The organism is Psychrobacter sp. CX5 (genome assembly GCF_057621535.2).
Window position 1 is genome coordinate 392658 of the sequence record NZ_CM177735.1, and the last position, 17507, is coordinate 410164.

At 41.0% G+C, this 17507-nt stretch carries 11 protein-coding genes; 4 read left to right on the forward strand and 7 right to left on the reverse strand.

Going from position 1 to position 17507, the window contains the following annotated elements; all coding sequences use genetic code 11:
* The first annotated feature begins 111 nt into the window (after positions 1-111).
* Positions 112-909: an SIR2 family NAD-dependent protein deacylase gene (locus AC21OG_RS01455; protein ID WP_487377521.1), complete on the forward strand. Its 798-nt coding sequence runs from the start codon at positions 112-114 to the stop codon at positions 907-909.
* Between the two features lie 244 nt (positions 910-1153).
* Here AC21OG_RS01455 and AC21OG_RS01460 read toward each other — a convergent pair whose 3' ends face one another.
* From AC21OG_RS01460 to AC21OG_RS01475, 4 genes are all read right to left on the reverse strand, one after another.
* On the reverse strand, positions 1154-1765 hold the full coding sequence (locus tag AC21OG_RS01460; RefSeq protein ID WP_487377523.1) for a TPM domain-containing protein: 612 nt from the start codon (positions 1763-1765) through the stop codon (positions 1154-1156).
* Positions 1766-1917: 152 nt separating this feature from the next.
* Entirely contained in the window at positions 1918-3138 is a 1221-nt protein-coding gene (locus AC21OG_RS01465; protein ID WP_487377524.1) for a TPM domain-containing protein, read from the reverse strand.
* Between the two features lie 125 nt (positions 3139-3263).
* The gene (locus AC21OG_RS01470) at positions 3264-3851 is read right to left on the reverse strand and encodes a TPM domain-containing protein (protein WP_487377526.1); all 588 of its coding nucleotides are present in this window, start codon (positions 3849-3851) and stop codon (positions 3264-3266) included.
* 89 nt (positions 3852-3940) lie between these two features.
* Complete coding sequence (locus AC21OG_RS01475) at positions 3941-4552, reverse strand: LemA family protein (protein ID WP_487377527.1); 612 nt, start codon at positions 4550-4552, stop codon at positions 3941-3943.
* 700 nt (positions 4553-5252) lie between these two features.
* Between AC21OG_RS01475 and AC21OG_RS01480 the strand changes: the two genes are divergently transcribed.
* Entirely contained in the window at positions 5253-6800 is a 1548-nt protein-coding gene (locus AC21OG_RS01480; RefSeq protein ID WP_486547300.1) for an alanine/glycine:cation symporter family protein, read from the forward strand.
* A gap of 636 nt (positions 6801-7436) precedes the next feature.
* A complete protein-coding gene (metH, locus tag AC21OG_RS01485) occupies positions 7437-11279 on the forward strand; it encodes a methionine synthase (protein ID WP_487377529.1) in 3843 nt (1280 codons plus the stop codon).
* Between the two features lie 268 nt (positions 11280-11547).
* Here the strand turns inward: metH and AC21OG_RS01490 are convergent, their stop codons facing one another.
* Both AC21OG_RS01490 and AC21OG_RS01495 read right to left on the reverse strand, forming a co-directional pair.
* On the reverse strand, positions 11548-12951 hold the full coding sequence (locus AC21OG_RS01490; protein WP_487377531.1) for a restriction endonuclease subunit S: 1404 nt from the start codon (positions 12949-12951) through the stop codon (positions 11548-11550).
* A 32-nt stretch (positions 12952-12983) separates the two neighbouring features.
* Positions 12984-15077 carry a type I restriction-modification system subunit M gene (locus AC21OG_RS01495; protein ID WP_487377533.1) on the reverse strand — a complete coding sequence of 698 codons (2094 nt, stop codon included), beginning with the start codon at positions 15075-15077 and terminating at the stop codon, positions 12984-12986.
* Between the two features lie 277 nt (positions 15078-15354).
* Between AC21OG_RS01495 and AC21OG_RS01500 the strand changes: the two genes are divergently transcribed.
* On the forward strand, positions 15355-15546 hold the full coding sequence (locus AC21OG_RS01500; RefSeq protein WP_487377534.1) for a hypothetical protein: 192 nt from the start codon (positions 15355-15357) through the stop codon (positions 15544-15546).
* Between the two features lie 130 nt (positions 15547-15676).
* On the opposite strand, the gene AC21OG_RS01505 is transcribed toward AC21OG_RS01500, so the two are convergent.
* Entirely contained in the window at positions 15677-17470 is a 1794-nt protein-coding gene (locus tag AC21OG_RS01505) for a WG repeat-containing protein (RefSeq protein WP_487377536.1), read from the reverse strand.
* Between the last annotated feature and the right edge of the window lie 37 nt (positions 17471-17507).

A 17507-nucleotide genomic window follows, 5' to 3' on the forward strand; every position in this document is an offset into this window, starting at 1 on the left:
AGTATTGGGTTTGGACGTGCCTACTTCGATAGGTTATGTTTTAACATAGGTTATTTTTGCATGGGTTATCTTGTAAATAGAATAGTAGCATTGTTTGATGATAGGTGAATTATGAGTAATGATTTAACACAAAACTTAACAGCTTTGAACGAGACCGCATTACAACACGCGAAGACCATACTGCAACAGTCAAAAAATATTTGTATTTTGACCGGTGCTGGTATCTCCGCTGAAAGTGGCATCCCAACCTTTCGTGACAAACAAACGGGGCTATGGGAGAACTATCGCGCTGAAGATCTGGCGAGCATTGATGCGTTTGAACATAACCCTAATATGGTGTGGTCTTGGTATCAGTGGCGCCGCAATCTGGTGAAAGAAAAAAAGCCCAATCCTGCACATTTTGCACTCGCAAAGCTTCAACAATGGGGCGAAACACACGGCAAAACCGTGACCCTCATCACCCAAAATGTGGATGATTTACATGAGCAAGCGGGCAGTACCGCGACCCACTTACATGGTCATCTATGGAAGAATAAATGTAGCGACTGCGGATCAGCCTTTGATCAAGAGGTTGACTATACTAATGATGCGCTGTTGAACTGCCCTATCTGCGACGCTTATGTACGTCCAGATATTGTCTGGTTTGGAGAGATGCTACCGCAACAAGAGTGGCAATTGGCAGAGACGGCCACAGCGCAATGCGATGTGTTTATCAGTATTGGCACGTCAAGCTTGGTGTATCCCGCAGCAGGTTTGTCACAATTGGCAAAAAATAATGGGGCCAGTCTTATTGAGGTCAATCTAAACCCCACTGAAAACCCTATTCTAGATGTGATATTGGCAGGTAAAGCTGGCATTATCCTGCCAAGACTGGTTGAGAGTACAATAGATACCCCACTCTCAACTTAATAGCTGGCAATATTAATAACTGAATTATCAGCAGTACTTTTAGTTCATCTATTGAAAAATACTGAAAAGGGTGGCAAGTCCCCCTTTCTCAAAGGGGGATTTAGGGGGATTTTTACCTAAAATCCATCCCCAACCCTTCCTTTGAGAAAGGAAGGGAGCTAAACCTTGCAAAATCTAAAGCTTGTACTTTAAGTTGAGATTAGCGTAATAGAGACAATGCCGTAAACACCTTCTTAACGCATGACTATTTTAAGAATACCACGGTATCGGACAGCTCATTGCCCTCTGGATCATGTTCTAAATGATAATGCTGTCTGAGGAGTTGTCCAATCTCATCTAATAGATCGGCCAGACTTTGCTCAATGTTACCTTTAGCCATGCCAGCAATCGCTTTGTCGCACATGGCTCGCCAAACAGTGGGACTAACATGAGCGTTAATACCTCGATCAGCGACGATCTCAAGGGTATGCTCACAGATATTGACATACACCAATACGCCCGTATTTTCTTCGGTATCCCATACTCGGTATGCACTAAATAGATCGACTGCACGCTCGCGACTGGCAACATGATAGGCGATGTGTATCGGGATATGGTTTTCTATAACTAAAAACACCTCGCCGCGATGTCCCTTTTCAGCATCTGCAACTTTCTGAGTTAAACGATCTAAGGCCTCATTAGATACCCAGCGGCTATGCAAGAGAGGTACAAACAAGGCTTGACGCCACCACCGTGCAAAGCTTGGCGTACTCACCACATCATGACCTTCAGCAACATTGGGATGAGCAGTTGTAGAATCAGTGTTAAAAGGTGACTTAGCGTGTGGCTGTGATGGATCTTGCGATGTATGCTGCATAAGACGTCTTACCTCAACCTTTATTTATCATGTTAGCTATCGTAAAACCAAACTGGACTTACCTAAGAGACCGTTTAACTCACTATTTAGTCATTAAACATTTCGTTATTAAACATTTAGTTATTAAACATTTAGTTATTAAACATTGAAAACTACCAGGACCCACCAGCGCCGCCACCGCCGAAGCCGCCACCTCCTCCACCGAAGCCGCCGCCACCAAAACCACCGCCTCCGAAGCCGCCACCGCCGCCTCCCCCAAAGCCGCCGCCTGGGAAGAAGACCACGCCGCCACGTCGACGCCCCCCTCTACCGCCTTTGCCGCCACCTTTACCACCGCCAGAACCGCGCGATATCAAAAACAACCACAAAAATACCGCTAAAAATAGGGTCATTATCAAGCTACTACCACCACTAAGCGATAATAAGACAAAGCCGCCAGTTGACACTAAAGAGCCGAGTATACGACCGAGTACGGCCGTTAAAAATAAGCCAAAAATTAAGGCAATCAAAAATGTGCCAAATAATGAAGGCGCTTGTGAGTCCGCAGACTGCGCTTGACTACGCTCTTTGGCAAGCTCATCAGACTGGGCTAAAATATCAGGGTCAGCGACCAGTCGCTCTTCGATACGATTGATCCCTTTAATCAGGCCACCGGTATAATCACCTTGCTTAAAGGACGGCATAATCTCGTCATCAATCACTCGATTTAACACCGCATCAGGTAACACGCCTTCTAAGCCATATCCTGATAAGATATACATTTTACGATCATTAACCGCGACCAGTATCAATAGACCATCATCTGTATCGGCATTACCAAGCTTCCATTTATCGGCCACCTCTAAGCTATATTGGAAAATATCCATGCCATTGGTCGATGGTACAGTAACTAGGGCAGCTTGAGCCAAGCCTTGCTCATAGATATGACGCAATCGTTGACTGAGCATTTGCTTTTCTTGAGGGGTGAAAATCTTCGCCTGATCCACCACGGGAGAGTTCAGAATGAGCTTATCGCTATCGACACTTTGCGCTGTAGATTGACGAGGTTGACCTGTCGGTGCGGCGCTTGATCCTTGCTGGCCTCCTTCGGTATCGGCTTCAGCAACCGCTTCACCGATATCAGATTCGCCAAAGTTGGGTAGGTTGTCCCTAATGGCGTCATTACCCAATACAGCATCGTTTATCGCTTCATTTTGCTGACCTGCTTTGGCAATGGCGACCATATCTTCGACACTTTGGTCGCCAAAGCGTTGCACAGCTTGCGGTGATGACGAACTGCTATTATCACTGGTCTCAGCAACACTCATGGGGACCGATAGGAGACTGGCACCTAATATTGTGAGTACTGACAAGCTGTGTTTTAACGTCTGCATGTTCGTTTTTACCACCTTAATTTTATAACATTCGTGTTTAACATTTAGGATCTAAATTATTTATCTTAATAAACTTATGGCTTAATAAACTTATAACCTATTAAACTTAGAACCTATTAAATATATCAATGAATCATATGAGCGACTAATGTATCAATGCCCTTCTCTAGTCCTAATGCGTAGTCATTCTGACGAAAAGCAGGGGTTATCTCAGTGTCGATTACCCCTTTTACTTTATGATCAGTCAATGTATCTTCAATATCGAGACCTGTTAATAGGTGTAGTCTTTTATCATTTTTTGCGACTAATATCAGTAATCCATTATTGTATTGAGGCGAGCCAAGTTGCCAACTATTCGCCACTGACATTGCATAATCAAATATATCTATACTGCCTGTCGTAGGTACGATGACAATGCCTATCTGCAATATACCCTCTTTATCGATACTGAGAATTTTATGGTTCAGCCTCTTGATGTCATTGTCACTTAAGGTATCAGTAAAGTCATTGACAGGATATTTAAGTTTAGCAGCTATGCTTATCGGGCTTAATGGACCTTCTAAGCTTGCAGGTATAATTAAATGATTGGTTGAAACACGTTGCTCAGAGTCTACGAGCTGCTCATAAGTTAAATCACTTTTTAACCTATCCTTTAATTCACTGTTACTGTTGCTGATAGAACAACTCGATAAAATAAGTGTTGTCACTGTCATAATAAAGACAGTGACAACCAAAGCAGACCTATTGCGTTGCCTTTTAAACACTAAAACCCCTTCACCAAAATCAACTTCAATACTAGCAACTATTCGCCAAAGTCGACTTTAGGCGCTGTCGATATTGCCTCTTCATTCTCAACGCTAAAGTTAGGCTTAGTGTCCATACCAAATACTTTGGCGGTAATATTGGTGGGAAACTGGCGCACAGTAGTATTGTAGCCTTGAACTTCTTCAATATAACGATTACGAGCGACAGTAATACGGTTCTCAGTACCTTCCAATTGTGCTTGCAAATCTGCAAAACGTTGATCGGCTTTAAGCTCTGGATAACGTTCAGAAACTGCCATTAACCGAGACAAAGCCCCTGTCATCTCAGCTTGAGCCGCTTGATAGTTCTCCATCGCTTGTGGATCATTTAATACTTCAGGTGTCAATTGGATACTTCCCGCTTTAGAACGAGCTTGTGCAACATCAGTAAAGACATCTTGTTCGTGTTCAGCGTATTGTTTGACCACTTCGACTAAATTGGGCACCAAATCATCACGGCGTTTATATTGGTTAACCACTTCCGACCATGCAGCAGTAACCTGCTCGTCTTGTGCTTGCAAATTATTATACCCACAGCCTGACAAACTCACGGCTGATGTACCTAATACCATTGATAATACAAGAGGCTTTAAGACTGATTTACGAGACATGACTACTCCAAATTTTCATAAGATAAATATTAATGTGTTTAAAAATGCCACTATCCTTTTATTTTATACCTTTAAGCTTAGCAAACCATTCCTTGAGTTTAGCAAACCTCTCATTTTCTACAAAATAACGAGTTCAATTTACCCATGACTAGATAGGATATTTGATATGAGTACATGAACCATACCAAACCATTTAGCTAAACCACATTAACAGGTAAATGACATTAAAGAGAGAAAAGTAAAAAGATACTAAAAAGATAGCAAGTTGCTTTTGATTTTACTGTGGAATGGGGTGAAAGCACAATGTTTACAATTTTTTGTTACCTAATTACAACTCCAAACTATAAAAATTACTGATCGTACCCACGATTTTATTCATTTTTTTTATTAAATTTATTTTCAAACACTCAAATTTCCACAATAAAGTTAATTTGTGATAAAAAATAATCTGGTAATTTAAAGATTTTTATGGCAAATTGCAGTTACTAAGATATACGTTTGTGTAACATTTAGCCAAGTTAACTTACAATCATCTTTTCCTGATTCGTAATAGTGCAGATGTTTTATCATCTAACTACTTGGATTAAATGGCATATTTTTTGCTCTGATTTTTCTATGACATAACCACTGTACACTCATTTTAGTATTGCTATTGAGTGATACGTAGGTCTCTCAATCTGTTAACACTAGGAAAAACACTATGGAAGGCATTGTTAGTACTTTAAACAATATCATTTGGAGCCCCGCTCTCATTTATCTCTGCTTAGGGGCAGGTTTATTCTATTCCATTCTAACCCGTTTCGTTCAAGTTCGCCTATTTGGTGAAATGTTCAGATTGTTATTTAAAGGTAAGCCTGATAATGATGGTATTTCGTCGTTTCAGGCCTTAGCGGTCTCACTCGCTGGCCGTGTTGGTATGGGTAACATTGCCGGTGTGGCGGCTGCCATCGGTTTTGGTGGTCCTGGCGCTGTATTCTGGATGTGGATCGTTGCTTTTCTGGGCGCATCGACTGCTTATGTAGAATCGACGCTTGGTCAGATTTATAAAGAGCGTGATGTTCTCACGGGTGAGTACCGTGGTGGTCCCGCTTATTACTTTGAAAAAGCCTTGGGTCAAAAGTGGTACGGCATTTTATTTGCTATTTCATCTATTATCGCGTGTGGTGTCTTCTTACCCGGTGTACAGGCCAACGGTGTTGTTAATGCTGTCGCGCAGGTCGCAGGTGAAGGCTCAATGATGACCCTAATGGGCATGGACGTGGGTACAACGCGTTTGATTGCTTTAGCGATTATTTTACTCGTGCTTGGTTTCATCATCTTTGGTGGTATTAAGCGTATTGCGAAATTCACAGAATACGCGGTACCCTTTATGGCGTTAGGCTATATTGTTTTAGCGCTACTCATCATGTTCACCAACTTTAGTAAAGTACCTGAAGTATTCGGTATGATTATTAGTGATGCCTTTACCGCGCAAGCTGGTTTTGGTGCTGCTATCGGTTGGGGTGTTAAACGTGGTGTTTACTCTAACGAAGCTGGTCAAGGTACTGGCCCACATGCCGCTTCAGCTGCCGCCGTAGATCACCCTGCTCAGCAAGGTTTGGTTCAAGCATTTTCAGTCTATGTCGATACCTTACTGGTGTGTTCTGCAACCGCGTTTATGATCTTATCAACAGGTATGTATAACATTCAGGGCACATTGCCTGATGGTCAATTCATTGTACAGAATGTTGCCGCTGATACAGAAATTAGCTCTCCCTCATTCACTCAAATGGCAATGGAATCAGTGTATGGTACATTCGGTGATTCATTCATCGCTATCGCCGTATTCTTCTTCGCCTTTACGACTATCCTAGCCTACTACTATATTGCCGAAGTCAATATTTCGTACTTAACGCGTTTTATGGGACGTGGCATTAGTAAAGTGGGTCTGTTCGCCGTTAAAGTGGTCATTATGATCATGGTTGCCTACGGTGCGCTAAACACTTCAGGTTATATCTGGGGACTTGGCGATGTGGGTGTTGGTCTGATGGCTTGGTTGAACATCGTTGGTATTATCATTGTGTTCTTCGTAGCTCGTCCTGCACTTGATATCCTTAAGGATTACGAGGCTCAATTAAAAGCGGGTGGTGGTACTACGGCTAAGCGCTTTGTGTTTAATCCTGCTAAGTTTGGCATTAAAGGTGCCACTTACTGGGAAGAGCGTCATCGTGATGCCGAAGCTGTTAAACGTGACGATGTTGTAAAATAATGGGTTATAAATAATAGAGCTCAAATGATGCGGTATAAATATAATATCCGTCATATTTAATAGACCTTGTTTCTATTATGAATTTAAGACCCTAATATTTAAAACCATGTTATTTTAAGAGCCTCTTATTAAGGCTTTGTTAAAACCTTGATATAAGACTCGATATAAGAAAAGCCCGATACTGAGTATCGGGCTTTTTGATTACCTTAAGATTGGGTTATGTTTGAGCAATAGATCCCATGAGCCTGACCTCGTTTAACAAGGATAGGTTATTTTTTGAAATGGGATTCATTTATGCCGGCTAAGCATTAGGTTATAGAAAGCATTATGCTACACTAACTGTTTTTAAATTAAATAATCTTAAATGAAATAGCACTTATTCATTTAAACTGATTCATTTAAACTGATTCATTTAAACTAGTGCCGACGCATCATTTTGAATAATGCCGACTGCTAATTATTTATTCGCTTGCACTATATTGGTTCAAGAGGCTCAATAAATACTTACTAGTCGCATTACACATTCAAATATATAACATCTTTAAATTACGTAAGTCCTAATAAATGGAATATCACCCCTACTCTAAAGTAACCAATTTAAGCATGACCTATTAACCTACTGTATAAGAATGCGCTATGACGACCTGCTCACACCCCGAACATAACGAAAAGCCCAATACCCAAAATGCCAACTCAGACGCACCTGAAAAAAAAGAACACAATCCTGATAATTTTAATCTAGTGCCACCTTCAGAGTTTCCTTTTAAAGAACAACAGCTCACCGTTCGTGACCGTATTACTGAGCAATTGGCAAAGCGTATCCTGATGCTTGATGGCGCAATGGGTACGCAAATCCAAACCTTTAAGCTACAAGAGGCGGATTATCGTGGCGAGCGATTTTCTGATATAGCGCAAGATGTACAGGGCAATAATGACTTATTGGTGCTAACACAGCCTGATATTATCAAAAGCATTCACCGTGATCATTTGACTGCTGGTGCCGATATTATAGAGACCAATACTTTCAATGCTACCCAGATTTCTATGGCGGATTATGCCATGGAGCACTTGGTCCCAGAGATTAACCGAGAAGCCGCTCGCCTTGCCCGCTCGGTTGCCGATGAATTCACGGCTGAAAACCCTGACAAACCTAGATTTGTGGCAGGTGTTATTGGCCCCACATCGCGTACCTGCTCACTTTCACCTGATGTCAATGATCCTGCCTTTCGAAATGTGACCTTTGATGAACTGGTCGATAACTATACCGAAGCATTATATGCCTTGATTGAGGGCGGTATTGATTTGGTTTTAATCGAGACCATTTTTGATACCTTAAATGCTAAAGCCGCTATATTTGCAGTGACAGGCGTTTTTGAAACCATCGGGTTTGAGTTGCCAATTATGATATCGGGTACCATTACCGATGCGTCTGGGCGTACATTATCAGGACAGACTGCTGAAGCGTTTTACAACTCGATTCGCCATGCCAAGCCTTTATCCGTCGGTTTTAACTGTGCGCTAGGTGCTGATGCCCTTAAGCCACATATCCAAACCTTATCGGATATTGCCGACACTTATGTCTCTGCTCACCCCAATGCGGGTCTGCCAAACGAATTTGGTGAATATGATGAGACGCCTGAGGAGACCGCTGCCCTACTTGATGGCTTCGGTAAATCAGGACTGCTAAATATCGTTGGGGGCTGTTGTGGTACTCGCCCTGAGCACATCAAAGCCATTCATGATGTGATGCAGCAGTATAAGCCGCGTGAAATCCCAACCATTCCCCCAGCCTGCCGTTTGTCTGGATTAGAGCCCTTTACCATTAATCAAGACAGCTTGTTTGTTAACGTTGGCGAGCGTACCAACGTGACAGGTTCTAAAAAGTTTTTACGCTTGATTAAAACAGGCGAATTTACCGAAGCATTAGAAGTCGCTTTAAACCAAGTGGAAGGCGGTGCGCAAATCGTCGATATCAACATGGATGAGGGCATGCTCGACTCCAAAGGCGCGATGATTCACTTCTTAAATTTAGTCGCAGGCGAGCCTGATATTAGCCGTGTGCCACTGATGATTGACTCCTCAAAATGGGACATCATAGAGGAAGGTTTAAAACGTACTCAGGGTAAAGCGGTCGTCAACTCAATCTCCTTAAAAGAAGGGTATGAAGAGTTTGTCGAACGTGCCAAGCTATGTATGCGCTATGGTGCTGCGGTTATTGTTATGGCGTTTGATGAAGAGGGTCAGGCCGATACGTATGAGCGCAAAATCGATATTTGTAAGCGCAGTTATGACATTTTAGTCGATGAAGTTGGGTTCCCTAGCGAGGATATCATCTTTGACCCCAATATTTTCGCGGTCGCCACCGGTATCGTTGAGCACAACAACTATGGTGCTGACTTTATTAATGCCACCAAATGGATCACGGATAACCTCCCTAATGCGATGGTATCAGGGGGTGTGTCAAACGTCTCGTTTAGCTTCCGAGGCAACCCAATTCGTGAAGCCATCAATGCCGTGTTCTTATATCACGCCATTAAGGCGGGCCTTACCATGGGTATCGTCAACCCTGCTATGCTTGAGGTGTATGACGAGATTCCTAAAGAAGCCCGTGATGCCATCGAAGATGTGATGCTCAACCGCAATCAAGGTGACAGCGGACAAGATGCCACTGAACGCTTAATGACCGTCGCCGAAGGCTATGTGGCTGGCGGCAAAAAGAATGATGGCACCGTTGACTTATCGTGGCGTGAGCAGTCAGTTGAAAAACGCATCGAGCATGCTTTAGTCAAAGGTATCACCACCTATATTGATGAAGACACGGAAGAAGCCCGACAAAAATATGCCAAACCGTTAGAGGTCATCGAAGGGCCCTTGATGGACGGCATGAATGTGGTGGGTGACTTATTTGGTGCCGGTAAAATGTTCCTACCGCAGGTGGTCAAATCCGCCCGTGTTATGAAACGCTCGGTGGCGGTCTTAAACCCTTACATCGAAGCTGAAAAAGTGGAAGGTGAGGTCAAAGGTAAGGTGGTCATGGCGACCGTCAAAGGCGACGTACACGATATCGGAAAAAACATCGTCGGCGTGGTACTTGGCTGTAACGGCTATGACGTTGTCGACCTTGGGGTGATGGTGCCTTGCGATAAAATCCTCGACACGGCCATAGCGGAAAAAGCCGATATTATTGGTTTATCTGGGCTGATTACCCCGAGCCTTGATGAAATGGTATATGTCGCCAAACAAATGCAAGAGCGTGGCATGACCCTGCCGCTAATGATTGGCGGCGCCACCACTTCTAAAGCCCATACCGCGGTCAAAATCGAACCCCATTATCAAAACGATGCGGTGATTTATGTCACCGATGCCTCACGCTCTGTCGGTGTCGTCACCAAACTGCTGTCAAAAGAACACCGAGTCGATCTGATTAAAGAGACCCGTGAAGAGTATGAAAAAGTACGTCAACGTCTGGCAAACCGCAAACCTAAAGCGGCCAAATTAAGCTATGCCGAAGCGATTGAACAAGGCTTTCAGTTTGACTGGGCAGACTACACGCCGCCTACACCAAACCAGCAAGGGCAAGTCATCCTAGACGACTACCCTATCGACAACCTACTGTCTTATATCGACTGGACACCCTTCTTTATCTCATGGGGCTTGGTCGGTAAATATCCCAAAATCTTTGACGATGATGTCGTAGGCACCGAGGCCAAAGACTTATTTGGCAATGCCAAAGAATTACTCCAACGCTTTATTGATGAGGGATTAGTTACTGCAAAAGGGGTGTTTAAAATCATGCCGGCCAAGCGTACCGCAGCTGATACAGTGACCGTGTATGATAAGCCCATTACTGAGGGCGGTAAGCCCACCCATGTGTTCGAGCACTTACGCCAACAGTCTGATCGTTCAAAGGAGGGGGCCAGTGGCAAACCGAACTTTAGCTTGGCAGACTTTATCTCTCCTTTGGATGATCACACCGACTATTTGGGTGGGTTTACCGTCTCTATTGAAGGTGCTCAAGAGCTATCTGACAGCTTTAAGGAAGCGGGTGATGACTACAACGCCATTATGGTTCAGGCATTATGTGACCGCCTTGCAGAAGCCTTTGCTGAGCATTTACATGAATTGATTCGTACCCAATACTGGGGCTATCAGCCAGAAGAGCAGTTGACCAATGAAGAGCTGATTAAAGAAAAATACGTCGGCATCCGCCCTGCCCCCGGCTATCCTGCCTGCCCTGAACACACCGAAAAGGGTAAGCTATTTGATTGGCTCGATACCCAAAACGCCATCGGCACTTATCTGACTGAGAGCTATGCGATGTGGCCAGCATCTTCGGTTAGTGGCTTCTATTACTCGCATCCTGAAAGTGTGTATTTCAATGTCGGTAAAATTGACCGTGATCAGTTAGAGGACTACGCCAAGCGTAAAGATTGGGATATGAAGACGGCTGAGAAGTGGTTAAATCCGAATTTGGCGTAGGTGTTGGTTAGATTTATATATCCTATTTTTGAAGCGGGATTGATTTTTGTAGCTGATCCTGCTATCCGCTTATATCTTGGCTTGCACAGGGGCGGTCGCTAATAGCAAGGGGTGTTCCTGACTCAGCGATAACACCCCTTCCTAAGCGTCCGCAACCCTATGCAGCACCAAGTATACCCGCTACTATCAGGGCTAAACCGCTCCTCCGAAGCAACCTTATTGTAAAAACAAAAACTATTTAATGAGACTGCATAGTGAAGCACATTATTTAGCTAAGCAACCCCAACCCATAATCAGTCAATGCTTTATCTTCCCCATTTTCAATAGCATATTCAACAAGCTTTTTTGCATCTTCTAGTAACTGTTCGCTTTCTGCTTTAAGCTTAAAACTTTCTTGTACTAGGCCGGCTATTTTTTGTTGGATATCTTCTACTATTAAAGGCATAGGTATATTTACAAACTCTGGTTTATTTATAGCTGGAAGAATAGTACCGGAACAATTCATTTTTAAAATATTTTGCATTAATTCTGATTTGAACAGTATGAGTAAAGTTTCAGAGTTTATTTCTTTCGAAGAAATAACATAAAAACCTGTAGAACAAAGAGATTTATTATATTCCTTAGTAACTAATGCACAGCTTTCTAATGAACCTTCAATACTAGATATGATGACATCATTAGTATGTACTATGCGTCTAGCTCTAGAAGGTAATTCTTCACCTAAGGCTTTAGTAACACCTTTAATGTCCCCTGTTTTACCAATATTAGATAATTCTATGTAAGAATATAGTTCCTCTTCAATAGGAGTAAAGTTCTTATCCTTTATAATGCAAGCTATATTGAGAATTTCATAACCACCGTCATAGTTCTTAACTAGTTTAATGTAGTCCTCATATTTTGGCTGGTAATATTCTGCATCTAAACGACCTGTATCAATAAAACTGTTACTAAGTGATTTTATATTATAGTTAGTAGAATCTATAATTAAGTCACTAAACCCCACTTCAACACTCAGCAATTTTTCTGCGTCGGTATACATTTTCTCAGATAAAACTAAAAGATCATATGCAGTCATAAATCTATCAGTTATTTCTTTCTGGAAGTAAGAGGATAATAAAGGTATATAAATTTGTTTAACTTCTTCAGGGTTAACATTCGTTTGATTAATAGACTGTCTAGCGCGTCTGCGTATATCCTGAACTCCATATTTAGAACTCAAAAATGTAGCTAAATATTCAGGAGTTAGATAGTCTTCATCAGGTACAAAACGCACTAGATAAGATGCGAAAATGAATTTCTCATTACTCATCTTTCGATAAATACCTGTTCTTCCAACCCACTCAAACGAATTTGTACGATTGAATAATACATCCCTGTCATTCAATATAAACGGTTCAGCTTCAGCTTCTGTTACATCAGCACATTTACTAACATTAAAATCACAAAGCATATTGTGGATTTCATTCATTCTATAAATAGGATAACCAACATCATCCTCATTCATTGCTATAGATATACCATACTGCGACACCTTTAGGCATTCTCCTATTTTCATATATTGGAGATTAGGGTTTATAAAAGGTTCATTAGTATAGAATGCACTATCAAGTCTGAAGTCTTTGTTCTCAAACGTATAACTTAATTTTTTTTCAACTACAGCTAACCCTTTCAATAAAGTATCATACTTAATTTTATCAAAAGGGCTTAGTTCTTTCCCACGAAAGATAATTGCTCCTTTTTCGCAAACTCAATAAACGCTTCAGCAATACCGTCTTGTGTTAATCCTTCATGATTAAACAAGTCGTGTTTTACAATCAGATGACCATGATTATCTAACAGATACTCGTCTAAATCTTCTACCCCAGTGTTATAAGTGTCGACTGCCTCTGCAACGCTGTCTTCACTAGCATCTTTATTAACGGTAGGCGCATTTGGGTAATCAGACTTTTTAACAAAAATCTTTTCACCGCTATTGTCTTTGCTAGGCTCTTGCATCGTCGCAAAGAAAATAGGATAGTCATCAACTTTAGGACACAAAGCCCCTTTCTTTGGGTCATCATTCCATCTTTGGATTAGCAATACGCTGGTCTTTGCGCCTGTATGAGGTTTAAATACATTGCCATGTAGACCTACTACACCCAGTATACGGCAACGGTCAGCAATCAGTTCACGGATATGCTGGTCTTTTGAGTTATTAAAACGTCCTTGTGGTAGTACTACTGCCATACGTCCACCAGGCTTCAAAAAATCAAGGTTGCGTTCGATAAATAGAATGTCTCGACCAACCTTAATTTGTTGCTTACCATCTGCTTTATGCCCAAGTTCATACTTGGATAAAATACGGCTCTCTTTAATGTCACCTGCAAAAGGAGGGTTAGCCATTACAATATCAAAGTTAAAATTTCTGTCTTGGCTTTTGGTAGCACGCAATTTTTTTAGGCGTTTCCAGCCTTCATTATATACATCTCGCCAATCATCATCATTTGTTTTATCTCCCCATCGCTCATAATCTAGAGTATTTAGATGTAGAACGTTAGTTTCTCCATCGCCTGCAATAAGGTTTAGGGTTCTAGCTACACGTACGGCTTTTTCATCGAAGTCAATCGCGAACACCTTATCTCTTACATATTTTTGCTGAGCATCTGTAGGTTTTTCAGCCGTAAATAAATGGCTTTTCTCTATACCTGCTTCTGCTAACTGCTTACTCCAAACATGGAAAATAGAGTGTACAGGGAATCCACAACTGCCTGCTGCCGTATCAATAATCGTCTCTTCAGGTTTGGGATCAAGCATTTTGATACACATATCAATCACATAACGTGGGGTGAAATACTGCCCTTTCTCTCCTTTACTTGATTTACTAATTAAATACTCAAAAGCTTCATCTACCACTTCTAGATTAGAATTAAACAACTTGACTTGTTCAAGCGAAGACACACAGATAGCTAAGTGTGAGGGCGCAAGAGTCACTTTCGCACTTTTGCTAAAAACACCTTCCCATTTATTTTTTGCTTCATCAAAAAGACTCTGGATTTTCATTTTTAGTTGAGTTTCTGTTTCTCCATAATTACGAAACTCTAAATATCTTTCTTTACTTGAAGCACTAGTAAACTCGTCATATAACTTAGTAAAAATTAATTGGAAGACTTCTTCGAAAACATCTACACCAGCATTGGCTAATACTTCATCTTCCATCTCTCTTATAATATCTTTTAAAGATTTACGTTCATTAACCAACTTGTCTTCTTTTACTAATGTCTCGATTGTCCAACGTTCTGTCAAAACGTCTGGCAGTGTTTCGGTTGCTTTTGGTATACGAGGGATATCTTTAAAATAGTTAGGGTCACGGCGGTTATAGAAAGAAATGGACTCGCCATTTGTCCAGACGCCAATAGGCGCACCTGTCGCATGACAGTAAGATTTAAGCTGCTCTTTGCCGTCTTTTAATTTCGGCTTTTTCATCTCGACCATAATATAAACCGAGGTGGTATGGTCTTTATCAAAGACAACGATATCAGCACGTTTGGTTTCACGACCAAACGCAACTGGATACTCTGCTTGCATACGCTCGTAAGGATAGCCAAAATCTTCATGTAACGTTATTAAATATAATTGTCGTACTATTTCTTCAGGTTTTAGCTGAATGTCTGTTTTGCGAACTAAACACTCTACATAAGGTTTCTCCCCACCTTTTGTCTCTTTAAAAAATATTTTGCTTTCTAATTGCTCAATATGACTGTCTTTAAATTGAGTAAGATTATATTGTGAATCTTTTAAAATTGTCGCTATATGACTCATTGTATACCTGACTTTTAGTTAAAATATATAAGTGAAATTTGTATTTTTATTCTAGCATAAACGGTTTCTAGATTTCGTTTTGAATACCATTAATTAATCCAGTAGTAATCAATATCAAATTCAGCAAAGCCCATCTATAGGTGCGTGTAACGCAATAAAACCCACAAGCCTAAATATTAAATAGTGGTTTGCCATCCATGCTACTGAAAGTCATTCGAAACCTTTAATAAACAACCGACGAACCGCTATTTTTAAGAACTGATAACTTTGCCTTGAGATGCGGTTCAGCCCTGATAGTAGCGGATATACTTGGTGTAGCACGGCGATGCAGGCGCTTAGTAAGTGGCGTTATCGCTTTGCAGGAACGACAACTGCCATTAGCGCCCGCTACTGTGCAAGCCAAGATAGTAGTGAAAAGCCAGGATTAGCTACACACTCCTACCATTCATCCAAACCCAGCATATTCTAATCAGCTTAATCAGCAACTCTATTTGATCAAGGTTCGGCTGCGCTACCTAAAAGACTGATAACGCGACTCTGCTTTTTTATAACCTATCATTTCACTTATCATATTTATTGAGCCTATTGCACTCAACCTACTATTCCACCTCATCTGCTACACCACTACTACCCCAAATTTCTCTGATGATATTACCGAACTTATCTATACGCCTTGTATAAGTATTCACCTCATCCGCTCTACAAGAAATCGTATTGTTTTCATCATCAGTGCACATGTTTGTTGGAATGGTACCGTTCTCATAAGGTGGATAAATCTCATCAAATTGATAGGGCATCACAAGGTCATCATTTTGCGACATAAATCCCCACTTATTTTTATTTTTTATACCTATCATCCCTTCAGAAACTTGAGTAATATTGTCAAACCTTATTGGAAGCACCACCTTACCTTGGGTATTTATCAGTCCATATTTCATATTTGACTGTTCCCTATTATCTAAAGAATTTATATAAAGAGGGCGTTCACAGTCTATCTGCGTGTCTATCAAACTATCGAATTCAGGCATTATCTCTTCTTCAGCATCTTCTGCAAAAGAGAATGAAGGATTGGTTTCCGTTGGACACATCGCCTTTTCTACCTTTCTTTCTGAAACGATTGCGTATCCGTTTTCAAACTGACCTATACCATCATACTTAAAGGGTACGATGTTATAATTTTGAAAGTCTATAACGCCCCATTTACCTTTAAGTCTGACAGGCGCTAAACCTTCCTTAAATGGTCTAACATCCTCATATTCTAAAGGGATTACTTCTTCTCCTAACGTATTAATATATCCCCATAATAGGTTATCGTTACTGCTTTGAGAGGAAGTTGAGTTAGCCACTGCGGCAAGTCCTTCGTGGAAGTCATTGGCCTCATCATAGTCGACAGTTATAAGTGAATTAAAATTACCTAAATACCCCCATTTATCCTGATATTTAACTCTAGTCATATAATTAGAGGTTTGAGCGATATCATCGAACATCATAGGAACTTCTAGGTCGCCCTTGGCGTATATTCCATATTTATTATTTTTAGAAACTTTAAATCGATCATGGCTTATGACATCAACCTTATCAAACTCTACAGGAACAACCATACTACCTTTTCGATTTACGACACCCATTTTATCGTCTCTGACAACAATCATTCCGTTTTCATCTGGCCATATTGAGTTTGAATAAAATCCTATACCAGGTTCAAACTCAACGGGTTGAATCATTTGTCCATCATAACCATAAATACCCATTTTTTCGTTTTTATAAACCAACATAACGTTTTCACGAAGCTGAATATCATCAAATTTAGGTTCTATAATTATATTGCCCGTTTTATTGATTACACCTTGTTTACCATCCAATTCGAATACAGCAACGACTTCTTCATTCAGGCTCGGGTAGCCAAAATCATAAATGAAGCTGTCGAATTTTGGCTCTACCATCTTTTCACCTTTAGTATTAATGACGCCCCACTTGCCATTTTCTTTGAACAACCCCAATCCAATGGAGCTAAAATTTTGGGCATCTTGAAAGTTGAATTTAGCTATCTCATTGTTATTGGTGTCAATAATTGTCCATTTATCACCTTTTTGAACGAGCGATCTACCTTGGCTAAAACTTACGGGCGAATCATATTCAAAAGGTATTACGGCAATACCTTGACGGTTAACTGCTCCATATTTGTTTGTGGGTTCATGCACTGCTGAAGCCAATTCATGAGTAAAAGTACAAAACCATGTTAAAAATACGTTTTTAGGAAGCTCGTAACCTTTATTTAGCTGACAACCCATAAAAGCTTGCGCTTCCGGTAGCAGCATAATAGTTAGCACAATAAGGGCTTTTCGATAAATTTTATTTATAAAGCAAAGAGGTTTATTTAAAAGTTGCATCATATTGTCAGCTTAGTTTTTGTATTTTTGAATTAATAAT

Coding starts and splice junctions, on each gene's coding strand:
- AC21OG_RS01455 (WP_487377521.1), top strand. CDS start 112: ATGAGTAATGATTTAACACAAAACTTAACAGCTTTGAACGAGACCGCA.
- AC21OG_RS01460 (WP_487377523.1), bottom strand. CDS start 1,765: ATGCAGCATACATCGCAAGATCCATCACAGCCACACGCTAAGTCACCT.
- AC21OG_RS01465 (WP_487377524.1), bottom strand. CDS start 3,138: ATGCAGACGTTAAAACACAGCTTGTCAGTACTCACAATATTAGGTGCC.
- AC21OG_RS01470 (WP_487377526.1), bottom strand. CDS start 3,851: ATGACAGTGACAACACTTATTTTATCGAGTTGTTCTATCAGCAACAGT.
- AC21OG_RS01475 (WP_487377527.1), bottom strand. CDS start 4,552: ATGTCTCGTAAATCAGTCTTAAAGCCTCTTGTATTATCAATGGTATTA.
- AC21OG_RS01480 (WP_486547300.1), top strand. CDS start 5,253: ATGGAAGGCATTGTTAGTACTTTAAACAATATCATTTGGAGCCCCGCT.
- metH (WP_487377529.1), top strand. CDS start 7,437: ATGACGACCTGCTCACACCCCGAACATAACGAAAAGCCCAATACCCAA.
- AC21OG_RS01495 (WP_487377533.1), bottom strand. CDS start 15,077: ATGAGTCATATAGCGACAATTTTAAAAGATTCACAATATAATCTTACT.
- AC21OG_RS01500 (WP_487377534.1), top strand. CDS start 15,355: ATGCGGTTCAGCCCTGATAGTAGCGGATATACTTGGTGTAGCACGGCG.
- AC21OG_RS01505 (WP_487377536.1), bottom strand. CDS start 17,470: ATGATGCAACTTTTAAATAAACCTCTTTGCTTTATAAATAAAATTTAT.